We start from the raw sequence: 17,637 nt of genomic DNA, 5'->3' as shown, positions 1-17,637 counted from the left end.
CCCTCGGAGGCGCCCGGGCCATCGAGCACCTGCGCGCGATCACCAGCGAACTGCAGATCGCCCACGTCCGCCAGCAGCTGTCCTTCTCGCTGTTCACCGACTTCGAGAACTTCTCCGTCTTCAAGCCCGGCCCCCAGCACGCCGACCCCGCCACGACCATGTTCGACCAGCTCGAGTCATGGGCCGGCGCACTCAAGACCGTCCGCAGCTGAACCCCGTCAAACCGAACAACGAGCCCCGGCTCCGCCCTCTCGCGGCGGGGCCGGGGGCACGGGAAACCGAAGCCGCCCGGACAGGGGATGTGATCAGTACATGAGCGACATGCCGAGGATCGCCGTGCTGGGCGCCGGGCACATGGGGCCGATCATCGCGCGCGTGGCCGTCGAGGCCGGCTATCAAGTGTCGATCGCGGCGTCGGGCGACCCGGAGAAGATCGCGCTCATCGTCCAGGTGCTCGCACCTGGAGCCGAGCCGCTGTGGGCTGGCGACGCCGTCGCGGACGCCGACCTCGTCGTCCTGTCCATGCCCGTGCACCGGTTCATGAGCCTCGACCCCGAATTGGTGGCCGACAAGCTGGTCGTCGACACGATGAACTACTGGCCGCCCGTCGATGGTGTCGTAACGACGTTCGACGAAGACGGATACGGCAGCAGCGAGATCGTGGCGCGTCGGCTGAGCCGGTCCACGATCGTCAAGACTTTCAACCACATCGGCTATCACGAGCTCGACGAAGAACGGCAGACTGCCGGCTCGCCGCTGCGCCGCGCACTCGGCGTCGCGGGCGACGATCCGGCCGCCGTGGACACCGTGGCCGAGGTCGTCGAACACATCGGTTACGACACGGTGCGACTGACAAGCCTCCGCGCCGGCCGACTCCTGGAGCCCGGCGGCCCGGTATTCGGCGTACCCCTGCAACGAGTCGAGTTCGAGCGCGCCCTGCACGCCGATTCCATCACTCGTGGAGAAGGGATTCAGTCATGACGACCACCGAGACGCCACAGTTCCCGCTCAGTTTCGGCATCGACACGTTCGGCGACGTCACCGAGGACGAGAACGGCCGTCTGGTCTCGCACGCCCAGGCAATCCGCGATGTCGTCGAGCAGGGCGTGCTCGCCGAGCAGGTCGGCCTCGATTTCGTCGGTGTCGGTGAACACCACACGGCCGACATGCCCATGCCGGCCGCCGACGTGGTGCTCTCCGCGATCGCCGCCCGCACCAGCAGCATCCGGCTCGGGTCGGCCGTCACAGTCCTGAGCTCGGACGATCCTGTCCGGGTCTTCCAGCGCTACTCGACGCTCGACGCCATCTCGTCCGGCCGCGCGGAGGTGGTCCTCGGCCGAGGCTCGAGCATCGACTCCTTCCCGCTGTTCGGATACGACCTCTCCGACTACGAGCAGCTGTTCGAGGAGAAGACGAACCTGTTCGCCGAACTGCTCAAGGGCGGACCGGTCACCTGGCAGGGCAAAACACGCGCGTCGCTGGTCAACCAGGATGTCGTACCGCACACCGAATCCGGGCCGTTTCCGGTGTGGATCGGGGTCGGCGGCAGTCCTCAGTCGGTCGTGCGCGCGGCGCGCTACGGCTTCTCCCTGATGCTCGCGATCATCGGCGGGCACCCCGCCCGCTTCGCGCCGTTCGCCGAACTGTACCGGAAGGCGCTCGAGCAGTACGGGCAACCCCAACGGCCGATCGGCGTGCACGCGCCGGGCCACGTCGCGGCCACCGACGAGCAGGCTCGCGACGAATTCTGGCCGTACTACCGCGACGTCATCACCCGCCTCGGCGCGTCCCGAGGGTTCCGGCCGCCCACGGCGGAGTCGTTCCAGCACGAGGTGGGGCCGCACGGCGCGCTCTACGTGGGCGCTCCGGAGACGGTCGCGCAGAAGATCGCGGCGAACCTCCCCACCCTCGGCGCGAACCGCTTCGACCTTAAGTACGGCATGGGCGGACTCGCGCACAGCGCCCTGATGAGCAACATCGAACTCTACGGCACCCGGGTGGTCCCCAGAGTCCGCGAACTCCTCGCGGCGGCGCCGGATTCCGCCTGATTTCCGGCGCCGCCCGAGGATGGTCGGACCAGGGGCTCAGCCGCCGAGCATCGAGAGGTCGACGGTGTTCGCCATGACCTGATACCCGAGCAGGTCAGGGTGCAGATTGTCGACGCCGGCGTACGCCGGGTCGAGCACGTTCGGGTCGGACGGGTCGCGCATCGCGGCGTCGAAGTCCACGACTCCGTCGGCGAGTTGCTGCGACCGGATCCAGGCATTGACCTGTTCGCGATAGGTCTCGCTCTGCGGAGCCAGCAGGGTTCCGTCGAACAGGGCGTTGGAGGCGGGCATGATCGTGCCGAGCCAGATCTTCACGCCTGCGGCGTGGGCCTCGGCGATGAGCTGCTGGTAGCCCGCGATCAGCTGGTCGGCGGTGGTGGTCGCCGGGGGTATGCCGAGGTCGTTGATACCTTCAAGCACCAGGACGCCGGTGACGCCCGGCTGTCCGAGGGCGTCGGTCTGGAACCGGCTGAGCCCGCTGGGGCCGGGGAACTGACCCGCGCCGTCGGTGAGCAAGCGGTTCGAGCTGATCCCGGCGTCGACCACCGACAGCGGAATCCCGGCGGCGTCGATCCGGCGCTGCAGGTCGTCGGGATAGCGGGCGTTCTTGTCCGCGGCGGAAAGGCTGACCGGAAGGCTGGCCGCGGTCGAGGCGACGAAACCGTCGGTGATCGAGTCTCCGAACGCCACGACGACGCCCGTCGGCTGCGGCGCCTCGACATCGATCCCGTCGGCGAACATCCACGCCTCCGTCACGAACGGAAAGCCGAGGTCGCTGCCCGCCGACGCCAGGTCGCCGCTGAGCGGTACCGAGTAGTACGAGGTGGCGTTGGCGTTCCAGTGCTTGGTCGGGGCGCCTTGCAGGCCGGGTGTGAAGATGCTGACCGCCAGCGGCTCGAAGGCCTGGAAGGTCAGATCCACCGGATCCGACACGACATCCCGGCCGGCCGGGGCGGTGACGCCGCTCTGACCGCCGAAGGTGACGTTCACCGGCTTCTGCACAGAGCCGCTGCCCGCTATCCCCACGGTCACGTGGCCGAAGGTCATCGGTGCGGAACCGAACCGGTTCGACAGGTGGATCCGCAGAACGCCGCCACCGAGATGCGGGGTGACGATCATGCGGAAGGTCTGGTCCGTGACCGCGGCCGGCACCGCGAGTCCGGCCGCGTCCAGGGGCGTCGCCGCATCGGTGGGGCTCGCCGTCCAGCTCGCGGCCCACTGCTCGCCCATCGTGGCGCCCGCCGCCTGTGCACGAGGCGGATCGGCGGCCACCATGAGGCCGCCCACCAGCCCGAGCAGGCCGAGCAACGCCGCGCTGCGTTGTCGTCTGTTCAACTTCCCTCCAGGGTTCGAGCCCGCCCGCGCGTCGGGATCACGGCGCGCGGGACGGCATTCGCCTATCGAAACTGTGTATAACATATACAATGTACGAAAGGAAGGCGTCGCTGAGGACGTGTCAGCCGGTCCGCCGAAAGGATGCGGGCAGATCCGTCGAGACCCGGTCGGAGAAGCTGGGCGGCCGCTTCTCCAGGAACGCGGTGACGCCCTCTCGCGCGTCGGGCGAGGCTCCGCGCTCGGCCAGGGTGCGCGAGTCGAGCAGGTGCGCCTCCCTCGGGTGGCCCGCCCCGAGCATCCGCCACAGCATCTGCCGGTTCAGCGCCACCGAGACCGGCGCGGTTGCGGCCGCGATCTCCTCGGCTAGCGCGAGGGCGGCGGGCAGCAGCGCGTCCGGTTCGTGAACTGAGCGCACCAGCCCGGCGGCGCAGGCCTCGTCGGCATCGAAGATCCGGCCCGTGCTCACCCATTCCATGGCCCGGCTGATCCCCACGACCCGCGGCAGGAACCAGCTCGAGGCCGCCTCGAGCACGATTCCGCGGCGGGCGAAGACGAACCCGAACTTGGCTTCGTTGGACGCCAATCGGATGTCGGCGGCCAGCATCATCGTGATGCCGGCCCCGACGGCAGGGCCGTTGAACGCGACGATCACTGGTTTGAGCGCCTCGAACAGCCGCAGCGAGACCAGGCCGCCGAGGTCGCGGTGGGTGTCCGGGTCCGGGTAGGCGAACCGGGTGCCGCCGAATCCGAGATCCGCCGGGGACCCGAGGTCGGCGCCGGCGCAGAAGCCACGGCCGCTGCCCGTGATGATCACGGCGCGAACCTCGTCGTCCGCGTCCGCGGCGTCGAGGACCGACAGCAGCTCGTCGCCCATCCTCGGGGTGAAGGCGTTGAGCCGTTCCGGGCGGTGCAGGGACACGACGAGTGCGGCGCCGCGGCGTTCGACCCGGAGCTGCTCGAATTCGGTGGCATCCCAGGCGATGGACGGCACGTCAGGTCTTGGGGCCACCGGCGGCATAGATCACCTGCCCGGAGACGAATCCGGCGCCCTCGCTGACCAGGAACGAGGCCAGGTGCGCGATATCCGCGGGCTGCCCCACCCGGCCGACCGGGATCTCCGCGGCCCGGTCGAGCTTGTACTGCTCGAAGGAGAGCCCGAGCCGTTGCGCGGTGGCGCGGGTCATCTCCGTCTCGATGAAGCCCGGTGCGATCGCGTTCGCGGTGATCCCGAACTTGCCCAGTTCGAGGGCCACGGTCTTGGTGAATCCCTGGATGCCGGCTTTCGCGGCCGCGTAGTTGGCCTGTCCGCGGTTGCCCAGTGCGGACGTCGAGGAGAGCGACACGATCCGCCCGAACCCCGCTTCCACCATGTACTTCTGCGCCGCCCGCGACATCAGGAACGCGCCGCGCAGGTGCACGGACATGACCGTGTCCCAGTCGTCCTCGGTCAGCCGGAACAGCAGGTTGTCCCGCGTCACGCCGGCGTTGTTGACGAGCACGGTCGGCGGCCCGAGCTCGGCGGCCACCCGTTCGACAGCGGTCCGCACGGATTCCGCGTCGGCCACGTTCACCGGTACCGGCAGGGCCCGGCCGCCCGCGGCCCCGATCGCGTCCGTTGTCGCCTTCGCCGCGGCATCGTCGAGGTCGAGCACGGCGACGGCGAGGCCGTCTTCGGCCAGCCGCGCGGCGATCGCCGCGCCGATGCCGCGGGCGCCGCCCGTCACGATGGCCGTTCTGTGCGCGTCGGTGGTCATGTCGATTCGCCTTCCGTCTCAATCGCGGGGTCTACGTAGAGGTCGAGCGTCGGGTGCTCCCCGCCGCCGTATCGGCTCAGGTCCGTCACGCCGGCGTCGGCGAGCACTTCGACGTCCAGCAGCGCGCGGCCGGAGCAGGACGCCGCGCCGGAGAGGATCCGCACCGCCGCGTCCGCCATGATCTCGGGGTCGCGCGCGCCCGCGAGGGCCTGGTCACCCCCCATCAGGTTCTTGATGACGGCCGTGGCGATCCTCGTCTGCGGCCACAGGCAGTTCGCCGCGATCCCGTCGGCCGCGAGTTCCTCGGCCCAGCCCAGGGTCAGCAGCGTCAGCGCGTACTTGGACTGGGTGTAGGCCGGAAAGCGGCCGAGCCAGTGCGGCGAAAGGTTCAGCGGAGGCGACAGGGAGAGGATGTGCGCGTGATCGGATCGCCGCAGGTACGGCAGGCACGCGCGGGCGAGCAGGAAGGCGCCTCGGACGTTGATCTGCTGCATCAGATCGAAGCGCTTGACCGACAGGTCCGCGGTCCCCGACTTGTCGATTGCGCCGGCGTTGTTGACGCAGATGTCGACTCCGCCGAAGCGATCGGCCGCGATGGCGACCGCCCGTTGCACGTCCTCGTCCCTGCGTACATCGCCGACCACGGCCACCGCCTCGCCGCCGGCGGCCCTGATCTCGGCCACCGCGGTGTGGACCGTGCCGGGCAGCCGGGGATCGGGCTCGCCGGTCTTCGCCAGCAGCACCGCGTTGGCGCCCTGGCGCGCGGCGGCCAGCAGAATGGCGAGCCCGATCCCGCGGCTGCCGCCGGACATCACGATCGTGCGCCCGCGCAGAGCCGAGGTCATCGCACCTCCCAGGTGTGGGCCGATCGGTTGTGGATAATATACATTATACACTTGTAAGATGTCACGAAGCGGTCGGACGCCCGGCGGGCGGTGCTTCCCGCAGTCGGCCGCTGAGAGATAATGACTTATACAATGTTCGATGTGACACGGCCGAGACAGGGCCGGGTCGCCTGGTCACGAGGAGGCCGTCATCGCCAGCCGCGGTTCAACCCTGCCCACGACCTTCGAGGACGACGGGCTGTCGTCCGGCGGGCTCTCGCGTCCCACGAGCGCCCAGCAGGTCGCCGACTACATCCGCCGCATGATCTTCGCCAACCGGCTGCGGGCCGGGGAGCGCGTTCCCCAGGATGAGATCGCCGCGGAACTGCGGGTCAGCCGCGTCCCGGTGCGCGAGGCCGTCATCGCGCTGGACCGCGAGGGCTGGGTCATGATCGAGCCGCATCGCGGAGCGTTCGTGGTCGGGCTCGACGAGCAGTCCACCCGCGACCACTACGAGCTGCTGGGGCGCATCTACGGCCTCGCCGCCCAGCGGGCCGCGCAACGCGGCTCGGACGAGGGGATCGCCGCCCTGGTCACCTTCAGCAAGCTGCTGTTGGACGCCACGGATCCGCACGAATTCTCCAAGCTCAACCTCGAGTTCCTGCGCCGGATGGTGGCGCTCGGCGGGTCGCGCCGGATGAGCACCGCGATGCGGCAGCTGGCGCACAGCATCGTGCCCGGCGACTTCTTCGCGGAGGTGCCGGGCGCGATGGCCGTGCACAAGCGCGGTATGCGGGCCGTGGTCAAGGCGCTCAAGGCACGGGACGGCGAGCAGGCCGACGTGGAGCTGTCCGCCCTGCTGCGCCGCGAGGCCGACAAGGTCGTGGTGATGTTGGAGGCCACGGGCGCGTTCGGCGAGCGCGAGGCCGACTGACCCGCGCATCACGGCACCCTCCAGGCTTCGAGGACGGTCTCGGTGCCGGTCGGCGTGGCGACCAGTCTGAGGCAGTGCTCGAGCACCTGGGTGCCGTACTCGAGCGGGGTTCCGGCCACCGCGTCGGTTGCCAGCACCACCCGGTACGAGCGGTTCACCGCGTCGAACACCAGGCAAGGGATCGCAATGTTCAGCGATACCCCGGCGACCAGGATCGACGTGATGCCCGCGTTGCGCAGCAGTGCGTCGAGCCGGCCGTCCGCCATCGGCGAAAGGCCGTGGTGCCTGGGCAGGACGAGATCGCTCTCGGCGTAGACCTCGGACACGGGTCGGACCGAGGAGGTGCCGGGCGCGTTGACGGCGCCTGCCTTCAGCGCTCCCGCGAACAGCCGGGCGTTGCGGTTCGCGCCGAAGCCGTTCGGCAGGTTCTCCGCGGTGGCGTGGACGACCGGCACACCGACCGCCCGCGCGGCCGCGGCGAGCCGGGCGGCGTTGCCGACGACGCCGATCCGCGCCGCCGCTTCGGCCAGTGCCGGGAACGCGCTCTCGGCACCGACGATGCCGTTCTGCAGTTCCTGCAGCACCACTGCCGTCCGGCCTACCGGCAGCAGTTCGCGCACTGTGGGCTCACTCACCTCGCACGCACCACTTCGACGCCGAAGCGCTCGGCGTTCTCCAGATAGCCCATACGGCTCGGCGCCGGCAGCCGAACCGAGAGCCAGGTCACTCCCAGCTCGGCCAGCTGCAGCGCCTCCTCGACGAGCCGCCGGGGATCGAACACCGAGCGGTGGTGCGGGTGGGAGAACGGTATGCAGCAGATGTCGATCGGATCCGTGCGACCGGCCCGTTCCGCGGCGTGACGCAGTTCGCCGATCGCTCGTTTGAGGTCGTCGAGATCTTCCATCGGGGCGGTGCGGGTCGCCTTGGCGAAGCCCTGCGACGCCGGGAAGGGCAGCCATCCCCGGCCGGATTCGACCACCCTTCGGATCGCGGAGGCCGAGTTCCCGCCGAACCACAGCGGAGGATGCGGCCGTGACACCGGCGCCGGACGCAGTAGGTTCCCCTGGGGTCCCGGCGAGCCTGCCCATGCCGCCGTCATCGTGGCGACGGCTTCGTCGAGCAGCGCGCCTCGGCGGTGGTAGTCCACTCCCAGTGCGGCGAATTCCGGCTCCAGGTACCCCACGGCCAGGCCGGCGATCACCCGGCCACCGGACAGCGCGTCCAGGGTCGCGATGCCGTGCGCGGCGAGTACCGGTCGGCGGTACCCGGCGATGTAGACGTTGGTGTGCAGCTTCAGCCGCCGTGTGGCCGCGGCGGCGAAGGACAGCGCGATCAACGGGTCGAGCGCATGGTGGCCGCCCGCGGCGACCCAGGACGCCGGGGGGTAGGGATGGTCGGTGACGTGGCAGGCGTCGACACCCGCGGCCTCCAGCGCAGCGGCCATCTCGCCCACCGCCTCGGCGCTGATCAGCTCCGCGCCGCGCTCGACCTGCTCGGTGGGCAGCGCCACGGACCAGCGCACGGGTCCTGCTGTCGCCGTTGACATAGCAACTACTATGACAGGGCCGAGGCGGAAATTCCAGATCCACGGTCCGGATCCACAGCCGAAATCCCGAGACGGGCAGGGTGGGCAATGACGCACACCGCAGTGCTGGCAGAGCTGTTCGAGGCGGTCCTGGCCGAGGAGCCGGACCTGCCCGCGCTGGTCCAGGACGGTCGCACCTTGAGCTTCGGCGACTGGTGGGCGCAATCCGCCGCCGCCTGCTCCGCGCTGGCCGAACTCGGCGTCGGCCGCGGCGACATCGTGCTGCTCCTGCTGCCCTCAGGCCGGGACTTCGCGGTCTGCTATCTCGCCGCGATCCGGCTCGGCGCGGTGGTCTCCGCCGCCAATCCGCGCCTGGGCCCGACGGAGATCGGGCACATCATCGCTCGTTCGGCACCGAGTGCGATCATCACGGATACCCCAGCCCGCATTCCGACAGGGGTCCGATGCCGCGTCCGGACGCCGGACGAGTTGCGTATGCAAGGCGCAACGGCGGCTTCCGCGCCGCGTTGGACCGCCGTGCCCGAGGACGATCCCGCCGTCATCGTGTGGACGAGCGGCTCGACCGGCCTGCCCAAGGGCGCCTGGTTCGACCACCGGACGCTGGCGTTCATCGCCGCCGAGGTCGGCCCGCTCAGTGCGTGGCACGACCGGAAGCTGATGCCGATCCCCTTCGCGCACACCGCCTACATGACCAGGGTTCACGACCAGCTCAGGCACCGCGTCGCACTGGTGCTCACCTCGCCGGTATGGACCGCGGACAGCATGCTCGACATGCTGACCCAGCAGCGCGTGACGGTCGGTCAGGGCGTGCCGACCCAGTGGGAGAAGCTCATCGCGCTCGACCGACTCGCAGAGGCCGATCTCTCCTGCCTGCGGCTGGTGTCCACCGGGGCCAGCCGGGTGCCGGCCGCCCTCGTGCCCGCGCTGCGCGAGCGACTGGGCTGCGCCGTGGTCGTGCGCTATGCGAGCACCGAGGTGCCGCTCGCGTTCGGCACCCGCATCGGCGATCCACCCGCGACGGTGGCGCACACGGTCGGACGGCCACTGGGCGGTGCCGAAGTCGAGATCCGCACCGTGGCAGGCGAGCCCGCCGCGACCGGCCGGACCGGACGGATCCACCTACGCTCCCGAGCCGCCATGCGCGGCTACTGGCAGGACCCTGAGCAGACCGCCCGGACCATCGCCACGGACGGCTGGCTCACGACCGGCGACCTGGGCCGCCTCGACGCGGAAGGCAACCTGACCATCGTCGGGCGAGCGGACGACATGTATATCAGAGGCGGCTACAACGTCCATCCAGCAGAGGTGGAAGCGGCCCTGTCAGCGCATCCCCGCGTCACCAGAGTGGCCGTCGTGGGCGCGCCGGCGCCGGTGATCGGCGAGATCGGGGTGGCGTTCGTAGTGGCGGAACACGACGGAGCGCAGGGCCGTCTCGGCGCGGCGGAACTCCAGGATTGGTGCCGCGAGCGGATCGCGGATTACAAGACACCGGACGCCGTGGTGTTCGTGGAGGACCTCCCCGTCAACGCGACCTACAAGATCGACACGGCCCGCCTCCGGGAGATGGCCGTCGCCGCGACCGCCCGCTCCTCAATGCGCCGGCCAACCCACCGCGTCGAAGACGGCGACCGGATCGAGGTAGTCCCGCCAGTGCACGACCTCCCGATCGCGGAGTGTGAGCACTGAGATGTACCGGTTGGCATAGCGGCCCCCGGCGCCGACGACGCGACCCTCGGAACCGTATTCGAGCACTACGACGCCCTTCGTTACATCGTGGTAGACGGCCAGGTCGAAGCAACGGTCAAGGACGAGCATGCTGCCGTAGGGGCGGTAGAGCTCGGCGACCGCCGTGCGGCCTTCGACACGCGCCGGATAGCCGGGGACCGTCACCACGTACTCGACGGTGACGTCCTCAGCGAGGAGGTCGAAGAAATGGCCGGGCTCGACCAGCCCGTCGAGGCCCTGCTCGATGATCCGGAAGAACGGGTCGAGCGCGGCGAAGTCGGCCGGGTCGGCGATGGGGGTCTTCACGGTGCCTCATCTACTTCCACGCCGGAGCGGTCTCGGCGGCGAACTCGGCGAAGCCGATCGGCTCCTTGCCGGTCACGGCGAGGACGTCGCCGTTGGGACGGGAGCCGTGCCCGTTCGCGATCGTCTCGGTGAGCATGCGCAGGACCTCGCCGTACTCGGCGGGCACGCCTGATCTGACCATCGCGCTGACCCATTCGTCGCGATCCGTGTCCCGATACGCGATGGTCCGGCCGACGGCGGTCGAGATGATCAGGGCGGCCTCGTCGAGCGTCAGCGACTCAGGACCCGTCGGGGCGTAGGCGCGGCCGGCGTGCAGCTCGGGCTCGGTGAGAGTCGCGGCGGCGACGGAGGCGATGTCCGCGGCGTTGACGAAGGCCTCGGCGCCGGTGCCGTTGGGCACGACGATCTCGTCGTCGATCGGCTTGAGGAACGTCTCGCTGAAGTTCTGCATGAACCACGCCGGGCGGATGATCGAGTGGCTGAGCGAGGGGCGCGAGATGAGATCCAGCTCCACGGCGCGCAGCGCCACCTCGGCCGGGGCGTACTCCATGCCGTAGGCGCTGAGGTAGGTGACATTCCGGACGCCGGCCCGCTCTGCCTGGTCCAGGAATCGAGATACCACGTCGGCGAAGTCGACGCGCAGCACGGGCGACACGAGGTAAACCCCTGTCACACCGTGCAGGGCTGACTCGAAAGTCGCAGGGTCGTCCCAGTCGAAGTGGACCTCGGCGCGCGTCCGAGCCGCGGTGCGCACGCCGTATCCGCGCTCGGACAACCGAGCGGCGACCCGCGAGCCGGTCTTGCCGGTGGCGCCGAGGACGAGGACACGATGGTTGGCCATATTGCTCATGAGTTCATGATCGAGGGAAGTACATGAGCGGCTCAATGGCGTTGACGCTCAATTTTTTGTGCGGAACACTCATGGGGTGGATGTCCTACAAGAGCATCTGATCCGCGCCCGGGCAGCGGGAGGACTGTTCGCCCGGTCCATCGCGATCGCCCCGTGGGGCTTACGGCTGCCCGGAACGATCCAGCTCGCCGTGCACGCGGTGGTTCAGGGCCATGCCTGGCTGTGGACGGAGGGGAGCGACGACGCGCTCGAGTTGACGGCCGGTGACCTGGCGATCGTCCGCGGAGGACCGGATCACTTCATCGCCCACGAGCCGGGCGCGCGCTGCGCCTCGCCGGAGGAGTTCCGTTTCTCGGTCAACGGCGACGACCGGGGAAGGCCGGACGCCCGGAGCACGGTGTTCCTCTGCGGGGCCTACCGATTCGCCGGCGATATCGGTGCCGGACTCGTTCAGGCGCTTCCGCCGGTGCTCTCGCTTCCCGCGAGCATCGACGATCCGATCCACAGCGTGGTCACGCTCCTGTCGAGGGAGATGTCGCACGCCGAACCCGGCCAGCAGACAGTGCTCGACCGGCTGCTGGACGTCCTGGTGGTCCTGGGCCTCCGCACCGGCCTCGCGCGCAGCCCGGACGCCCCGGCCTGGTTCCGCGCGGCCTCGGATCCCCGCCTCTCACCGGCGCTGCAGGCGATGCACGCGAGAGCCGACGAACCGTGGAGCGTCGACGATCTCGCGAGGCTCAGCAACATGTCCCGGGCCACGTTCGCGCGCGTCTTCCAGCAGGCGCTCGGGCAGACGCCCATGAAATACCTCTCGGACTGGCGGATGACGCTCGCCCGCGATCTCCTGCTGGCCCAGGACGCAACGCTGAACGAGGTCGCCGCGCGCGTGGGGTACTCATCCTTATACGCATTCGCGACAGCCTTCCGCCGACACCACGGAGAGCCTCCACGGCGTTGGCGGCAGCGAGAGGCGCTGCGGACACCTGACAGCATCCCAGGGCACTGACCGGCTACGACGTCGATTCCGAGGCGCGACCCAGCATCGCGCCCAGCCGTGCCGCGTGTTCGTCGGCGTCCCCGAAGCAGGTGGCGAGCAGCCACGCTCGTTTCAGATAGAGGTGAGCCGGCACCTCCCAGGTGAAACCCATTCCGCCGTGCACCTGGACGCAGGTGCGGCCGCCCTCCGTGGCCGCCTTGTCGGCCAGCACTTTGGCGGCGGAGGCTGCCTCGTCGGCGTCCTCGGCATCCGGATCGTCCGCGGCGAGCGCCGCCACCAGCGTGGCCGCCCGCGCCAGGTCGAGTTTGACCAAGGATTCCGCCAACAGGTGCTTGACTGCTTGGAAGGACCCGATGACGCGACCGAACTGGCTGCGCTCGCCGGCGTAGCGGACGGCGAGGTCGAGCGCCCCTTGGGCCACTCCCACCTGCAAGGCGGCGGTCAGCACGGTGCCCTCGGCGCGCCAGCGCGCCGCGTCGGCGGCCGAGCCGATCCGCTCGCCGAGGCCGTGCGGCAGGGTGACCAGGGACAGCGGGGTGAGCGGGTCGAGCGGCCGAGCCACCGGCCGGTGGGTGTACTCCCCCGCGAGCGAGCGGAACAGGCCGTCGTCGTTCACTGCGACGAGATGGGTCGCCGATCCCACATGCTCCGCGACAGGGATCCGGTCGCGGACGTCCAGCATCGCCACGACCGCCTTGCCGGTGACCGCTTCCGGCACGACGGAGGCCGCGAGCGCGGTCGGCACCAGCGGACCGGGAACCAGGCCGCGGCCGAGTTCCTCGAACAGGACGGCCGCGTCGGCGAAGCCGAGTCCCATTCCGCCGTCGCCCTCCGGCACGGTCAGACCGAAGAGGCCGAGCCGCGCCAATGCGGCCCAGCTCCCGTCGTCGAGAGCCGGGGCGTCCGCAGCGGCCAGCAGCCGGTCGTGCGGCCAGAGGTCGCGCACGAGCTCGCGCAGGGTGGAGCGCATGGCGCGCTGCTCGGCGGTGAGGGTGAGGTCCATCCGCAAATCCCTTACTGTGATCAGCGACCGCGGAAGACCGGATCGCGCCGCTCCAGGAAGGCGCGTACGCCCTCCTGACCGTCGACGCCCGTCATGTTGATCTCCGCGGCCATCGCCTCCTCGGCGAGCGCGGTCGCCCGGTCGACGTCCAGGGCCCGGTTGATCAACCTCTTTCCGAGACTGAGCGCAATCGTAGGGCCGGCGGCCAGCCGCGCCGCCAGCGCCGCCGCCTCGGCGGCCAGCTTCTCCGCGGGCACGACGGCGTTGACCAGGCCGAGGCGCTGCGCCTCGGCGGCGGGCAGGTCGTCGCCGAGGAAGATCAGCTCCTTGGCACGCTGCGGACCGACCAGGCGGGTCAGCAGGTAGGCGCCGGCGCCGTCGACCACCAGACCCCGCCGCGCGAAGATCTCCACGAACTTGGCCGATTCCGCGGCGAGTACGAGGTCGCACGCGTAGGCGAGGTGGCAGCCGATGCCGGCGGCCGTTCCGTTGACCGCGGCGATCACCGGCTTCTCGCAGTCGAGCACCGCCGAGATGAGCCGCTGCGCACCGCTCGCGATCGCCCGGGCGACCGACCCGGGCACCTTCTCCGGCCGGCCGCCTCCGGTGCCCGCCCCGAGGTCGGCGCCGGTGCAGAAGTGCCGCTGCCCGGCGCCGGTCAGCACGACCGCGCGGACGTCCGGATCCGCGCCCGCCTCGCCGAGGCGGGCGATCAGTTCCTCGCGCTGGTCGGCCGTGATGGAGTTGCCCGCGCGCGGCCGGTTCAGGGTGAGCCAGGCGACGCCGTCGCGGCCGCGTTCCCAGCACAGCTCGGTCGGTTCTGAGCCTTCGGGCGACAACGGTTCCGCCTCTCCCTCGCGTCTGAAAAATATAGTATAAAGTATGCGCCATGCGGTGGCTACGGAAAGGGGAGCCGGCTTTGAACGACAAGGTCTACATCCACGAATTCATCTCCATCACGAAGCAGAACCGGGCACGGTACATGCAGCACATCGCGGCCAACTGGAGTCCGATCGGCCAGGACCTGCGCCACCAGCTCTGCTACGGCGTCTGGGGCGTGGTCGGCTCCACCGGACACTGGCCCCAGGTGGTCAACATCTGGGAGGAGGACGGGTTCGCGGGGCTGGCCGCGTCGTTCCGGACCGAGTTCGGCAACCCCACCCTGCAGGATCCTTCGCTGGCGAAATGGTGGGCGGCTGCGGCCGACCTGCGCTCGGGCGGCCTCGACCGCTTGCTGGTGCCGCATCCGGACACGCTCGGCATCGAGGCGCTGTGCGCGGGCGGAACCGTCGGCGAGGTGTATGCGCACGAGATGATCACCGTCCTGCCCGGTGCCGCGCGGCAGTTCTTGGACTCGGCGGTCGTCGAGGCCGAGGCGGTGCACAAACGGTACGGCTGGCAGTTGGTCGGCGCGTGGTGGACCGCGATGCGCAACAACGACGAGTGCGTGCTGCTGTGGGCCATCCCCACGTGGGAGGCGTGGGCGGGCGCCGAGCAGGACCTGAGCCGGGGTCAGGACGTGCTGCTGACCTCGCGCGGCTCCGCCATCCTGCGTCGGGAGCGGATCCTGCTCGTCGACTCGCCGCTCTCGCCCCTGCGCATCGGCCGTCAGCCGTCCAAGGCCGACCGCACCGACTGGCAGGACTGAGCGGCCCGGATCGACCCCACAAATAACGGTCACGGCGTGCCGAGGATGGACACGAAGCTGAGCATCTCGCCGGGATAGCCGCCGAGGTTGTGGGTCAGCGCCAGCGAACGGGAGCCGAACGTGGAGATCCTGCGATCCGCCGGCGCCTCGCCCCGCAGCTGCAACCACGCCTCGAACATCATCCGCAGCCCGGAGGCACCGACCGGGTGGCCGAAGGACTTGAGCCCGCCGTCGGGATTGACCGGGAGCTCGCCGTCGAGGTCGAACGCGCCCTCGAGGATCCGCTTCCACGCCGATCCCCGCTCGGCCAGCTCGAGATCCTCCATGAGCACGAGCTCGGTCGGGGTGAAGCAGTCGTGCACCTCGGCCATCGCGAGCTCGTCGCGCGGCGAGCGGATCCCGGCCTGGGCGTAGGCCTGCCGTGCGGAGGCCGCGACCTCGGGGAAGGTGGTGTAGTCGTAGGCGGGATCCATCAGGCCGGAACCGTCGCCGGTCACCAATGCCAGGGCCTTGATCAGCAGCGGGCTTTCGGTGTAGCGGTGCGCATCCTCGGCCCGCACCACGACCGCCGCCGCGGCGCCGTCGGCCACACCCGCGCAATCGAAGACCGACAGGCCGCCCGCGACGGCCGGCATCGCGCACAGCTGCTCGACGGACATCTCCTTGCGGAACTGGGCCCGGGGGTTGCGCGCGCCGTTCGAGTGGTTCTTCGAAGCGATCCTGGCCAGAACCGTGCGCATCTCGGCGTCGCTGAGCCCGTACATGCGTGCGTAGGCCGGCGCCACCATGGAGAACATCGCGGCCGCGGTGAGGGTTCGCTGGGTGCCGTCGTTCGGGATCGGGAACGCATTGAGCCCCTGATAGCCGGAATCCTTGACCTTCTCGACACCGACAGCCATTGCGGTGTCGTACGCGCCGCTCGCCACCGCGTACACGGCCTGGCGCAGCGCCTCCGAACCGGTGGCGCAGTAATTCTCCACCCTGGTCACCGGCTTGTCCCGCAGCCGCAGCGGCCGGGACAGGGTCATGCCGCTCATCCCCGACTGCGCGGTGCCCAACCAGTAGGCGTCGACCTCTCCCTTGGCCACGCCCGCCGCCGCGAACGCGTCGCCCGTGGCGGCGAGCACCAACTCGTCCACGCCCATGTCCCACTGCTCGCCGAACCGGGTGCAGCCCATTCCGATGATGGCGACCCGGTCTTTGATGCTCTGACCCATCGTCACTCCCCTTCCGCTCGCATGCCGCGCACCGGCCGTGCCTTCCAGAAGTAGTTGTGCACGCCTTCCGCGGTCAGCAGCCGACGGAAGGTCAGCTCGACCCGCTGGCCGATGTGGATCTCGTGCTCGTCGATGTCGGTGAGCTCCATAGGCAGCCGCCCGCCGCCGTCGAAGTCGATGACCGCGAACACCACCGGAGGGCTCGGCGAATAGGCGAGGCGGTCCACGGTGAACGTGACGACCGTCCCGGTCGCGTCGGCCATCGGAGTAGGCGCGTCGTCCAGATGCGACGGGGGAAGCTGCGCGAAGCCGTCCTCGCCGGCCGAGCCGACGAAGCCGAACTTCCAGTCCCGGTTGCGCCAGGCCGCCGTCGCGGAGGGCCTGGCCGGTGCGGGCCGGCGGGGCGGCTCCACCGGCAGCAGGCCGCGCCAGGCGAGGTATCTGCCGTAGTCGACCGGGGCACCGGCGGCGATCTGATCGGCCACCGGAAGAACCGGCCGATATGCGGCGAGCGCCTCGGTGGTGCGGAAGACCGCGACGTCCGCGCCGTCGGACAGGTTCGCCAGCACGATGATCCGCTCTCCGACAGGCTCCTGCTTCTCCAGTTCGGCGGCGAACAGCAGCGCGGGCTGCGCCGCTCCCACGTTGCCGACCCGCCCGTCCAGGCGGTCGGCGAGCAGGTGCGGGGCGATGTCCGAGGCGCGGGCCACGGCCCTCGCTGCCCGCTCGTGCGGCCCGGCGACGATCAGTGTGCTCACCTGGCCGGGACTGACCCGCGCCTGCTGGAGCGCCGACTTGAGCGCTTCGGAGCCGAGTTCGGTGTACCGGGCGAGACCGAAGCGCTCTTCCCACAGGCTGGACGCCGCGTCCCCGGGTGCCCGCCATCGGTCGAGGAACTCCTCGGTCACCGTGGACCAGGCGAGCAGTTCGGCCACCACCGGCGCATCGGCGTCAGAGCCGACGAGCAGGGCTGCCGCGCCGTCGCCGCCGTTCGCCTCGTCCGACCCGCCGGGCAGGCCGGTCCGCATGTCGGCGGCGACCACGAGGCAGGCGGCACCGAGGTCCAGCCCCACGCGCAGCGCGCCCACGGCCGAGCGCGTCGAGCCCACCGCGTCGTACGCCGCGGTGGTGCGACCGAGCCGCAGGGCCGCGTGCACGGCGGTGGCGTTGGTCTTGTCGAGGTAGGCGGGTGCGGTGGTGCTGAACCACAGTGTGTCGGGCAGCACCGCGACCCCGGTCCGAGGCGAGAGGGCGAGTCGGGCGGCCTCGACGCCCATCGTGGTGGTGTCTTCGTCGAATCCGGCGACCGTCCGAGTGCCTGGGCCGCCGCCTGAGCCCGCCACCGCGGCGATGGCGGCGCGGTCGAGCCGTCGGCGGGGCAGGTAGCCGCCCCAGCTGAGAAGTCCACGCATGCCTTCGATTGTACTACATATAAGGTATACTTTACGCT

18 protein-coding genes and 1 pseudogene are annotated in these 17,637 nt (G+C 70.3%); 7 read left to right on the top strand and 12 right to left on the bottom strand.

Annotation, left to right across the window (positions count from 1 at the left end):
• The 3 genes and pseudogenes from VG296_RS04360 to VG296_RS04350 form a co-directional block, all read left to right on the top strand.
• Positions 1-212, top strand: a pseudogene (locus VG296_RS04360) (NADPH-dependent FMN reductase); the annotation flags it as partial.
• 124 nt (positions 213-336) lie between these two features.
• Positions 337-981 (top strand): NADPH-dependent F420 reductase, encoded by a 645-nt coding sequence (locus tag VG296_RS04355; RefSeq protein ID WP_325563296.1) that lies wholly within the window; start codon positions 337-339, stop codon positions 979-981.
• Complete coding sequence (locus VG296_RS04350; protein WP_325563294.1) at positions 978-2,048, top strand: LLM class flavin-dependent oxidoreductase; 1,071 nt, start codon at positions 978-980, stop codon at positions 2,046-2,048. The genes VG296_RS04355 and VG296_RS04350 overlap by 4 nt, the downstream gene beginning before the upstream one ends.
• A gap of 36 nt (positions 2,049-2,084) precedes the next feature.
• Here the strand turns inward: VG296_RS04350 and VG296_RS04345 are convergent, their stop codons facing one another.
• The 4 genes from VG296_RS04345 to VG296_RS04330 form a co-directional block, all read right to left on the bottom strand.
• Complete coding sequence (locus VG296_RS04345) at positions 2,085-3,383, bottom strand: GDSL-type esterase/lipase family protein (RefSeq protein ID WP_325563292.1); 1,299 nt, start codon at positions 3,381-3,383, stop codon at positions 2,085-2,087.
• A 121-nt stretch (positions 3,384-3,504) separates the two neighbouring features.
• On the bottom strand, positions 3,505-4,392 hold the full coding sequence (locus VG296_RS04340; RefSeq protein WP_325563290.1) for an enoyl-CoA hydratase-related protein: 888 nt from the start codon (positions 4,390-4,392) through the stop codon (positions 3,505-3,507).
• Complete coding sequence (gene fabG, locus VG296_RS04335; RefSeq protein ID WP_325563288.1) at positions 4,376-5,137, bottom strand: 3-oxoacyl-ACP reductase FabG; 762 nt, start codon at positions 5,135-5,137, stop codon at positions 4,376-4,378. Before fabG ends, VG296_RS04340 begins: the two co-directional genes overlap by 17 nt.
• Positions 5,134-5,982, bottom strand: coding sequence for an NAD(P)-dependent oxidoreductase (locus VG296_RS04330; protein WP_325563286.1), 849 nt, complete (start codon positions 5,980-5,982; stop codon positions 5,134-5,136). The genes fabG and VG296_RS04330 overlap by 4 nt, the downstream gene beginning before the upstream one ends.
• Before the next feature lie 190 nt (positions 5,983-6,172).
• Between VG296_RS04330 and VG296_RS04325 the strand changes: the two genes are divergently transcribed.
• Complete coding sequence (locus VG296_RS04325) at positions 6,173-6,895, top strand: GntR family transcriptional regulator (protein WP_325563300.1); 723 nt, start codon at positions 6,173-6,175, stop codon at positions 6,893-6,895.
• An 8-nt stretch (positions 6,896-6,903) separates the two neighbouring features.
• Here the strand turns inward: VG296_RS04325 and VG296_RS04320 are convergent, their stop codons facing one another.
• Both VG296_RS04320 and VG296_RS04315 read right to left on the bottom strand, forming a co-directional pair.
• Positions 6,904-7,530: a cysteine hydrolase family protein gene (locus VG296_RS04320; protein ID WP_325563284.1), complete on the bottom strand. Its 627-nt coding sequence runs from the start codon at positions 7,528-7,530 to the stop codon at positions 6,904-6,906.
• Positions 7,527-8,441: a TIGR03619 family F420-dependent LLM class oxidoreductase gene (locus tag VG296_RS04315; protein WP_325563282.1), complete on the bottom strand. Its 915-nt coding sequence runs from the start codon at positions 8,439-8,441 to the stop codon at positions 7,527-7,529. Before VG296_RS04315 ends, VG296_RS04320 begins: the two co-directional genes overlap by 4 nt.
• A gap of 87 nt (positions 8,442-8,528) precedes the next feature.
• Between VG296_RS04315 and VG296_RS04310 the strand changes: the two genes are divergently transcribed.
• Positions 8,529-10,127: a class I adenylate-forming enzyme family protein gene (locus VG296_RS04310; protein ID WP_325563280.1), complete on the top strand. Its 1,599-nt coding sequence runs from the start codon at positions 8,529-8,531 to the stop codon at positions 10,125-10,127.
• Here VG296_RS04310 and VG296_RS04305 read toward each other — a convergent pair.
• Complete coding sequence (locus tag VG296_RS04305) at positions 10,032-10,472, bottom strand: hypothetical protein (RefSeq protein ID WP_325563278.1); 441 nt, start codon at positions 10,470-10,472, stop codon at positions 10,032-10,034. The genes VG296_RS04310 and VG296_RS04305 overlap by 96 nt on opposite strands.
• 10 nt (positions 10,473-10,482) lie before the next feature.
• Positions 10,483-11,322, bottom strand: a complete 840-nt coding sequence (locus VG296_RS04300) for an NmrA family NAD(P)-binding protein (protein ID WP_325563276.1) — start codon at positions 11,320-11,322, stop codon at positions 10,483-10,485.
• A gap of 76 nt (positions 11,323-11,398) precedes the next feature.
• On the opposite strand from VG296_RS04300, the gene VG296_RS04295 reads away from it, so the two are divergent.
• Entirely contained in the window at positions 11,399-12,328 is a 930-nt protein-coding gene (locus tag VG296_RS04295) for an AraC family transcriptional regulator (RefSeq protein ID WP_325563274.1), read from the top strand.
• Between the two features lie 4 nt (positions 12,329-12,332).
• On the opposite strand, the gene VG296_RS04290 is transcribed toward VG296_RS04295, so the two are convergent.
• Both VG296_RS04290 and VG296_RS04285 read right to left on the bottom strand, forming a co-directional pair.
• Positions 12,333-13,322, bottom strand: a complete 990-nt coding sequence (locus VG296_RS04290; protein WP_325563272.1) for an acyl-CoA dehydrogenase family protein — start codon at positions 13,320-13,322, stop codon at positions 12,333-12,335.
• A 20-nt stretch (positions 13,323-13,342) separates the two neighbouring features.
• Positions 13,343-14,161, bottom strand: a complete 819-nt coding sequence (locus tag VG296_RS04285) for an enoyl-CoA hydratase/isomerase family protein (protein ID WP_325563271.1) — start codon at positions 14,159-14,161, stop codon at positions 13,343-13,345.
• A gap of 80 nt (positions 14,162-14,241) precedes the next feature.
• On the opposite strand from VG296_RS04285, the gene VG296_RS04280 reads away from it, so the two are divergent.
• The gene (locus VG296_RS04280) at positions 14,242-14,970 is read left to right on the top strand and encodes a hypothetical protein (protein ID WP_325563269.1); all 729 of its coding nucleotides are present in this window, start codon (positions 14,242-14,244) and stop codon (positions 14,968-14,970) included.
• Between the two features lie 29 nt (positions 14,971-14,999).
• Here VG296_RS04280 and VG296_RS04275 read toward each other — a convergent pair whose 3' ends face one another.
• On the bottom strand, positions 15,000-16,187 hold the full coding sequence (locus VG296_RS04275) for an acetyl-CoA acetyltransferase (RefSeq protein WP_325563267.1): 1,188 nt from the start codon (positions 16,185-16,187) through the stop codon (positions 15,000-15,002).
• Positions 16,188-16,189: 2 nt separating this feature from the next.
• A complete protein-coding gene (locus VG296_RS04270; protein WP_325563265.1) occupies positions 16,190-17,599 on the bottom strand; it encodes an OB-fold domain-containing protein in 1,410 nt (469 codons plus the stop codon).
• Positions 17,600-17,637: the final 38 nt, after the last annotated feature.

The organism is Actinospica sp., assembly GCF_035552695.1.
Lineage (GTDB): Bacteria > Actinomycetota > Actinomycetes > Streptomycetales > Catenulisporaceae > Actinospica.
This window is presented reverse-complemented; position numbering and strand designations above follow the sequence as displayed.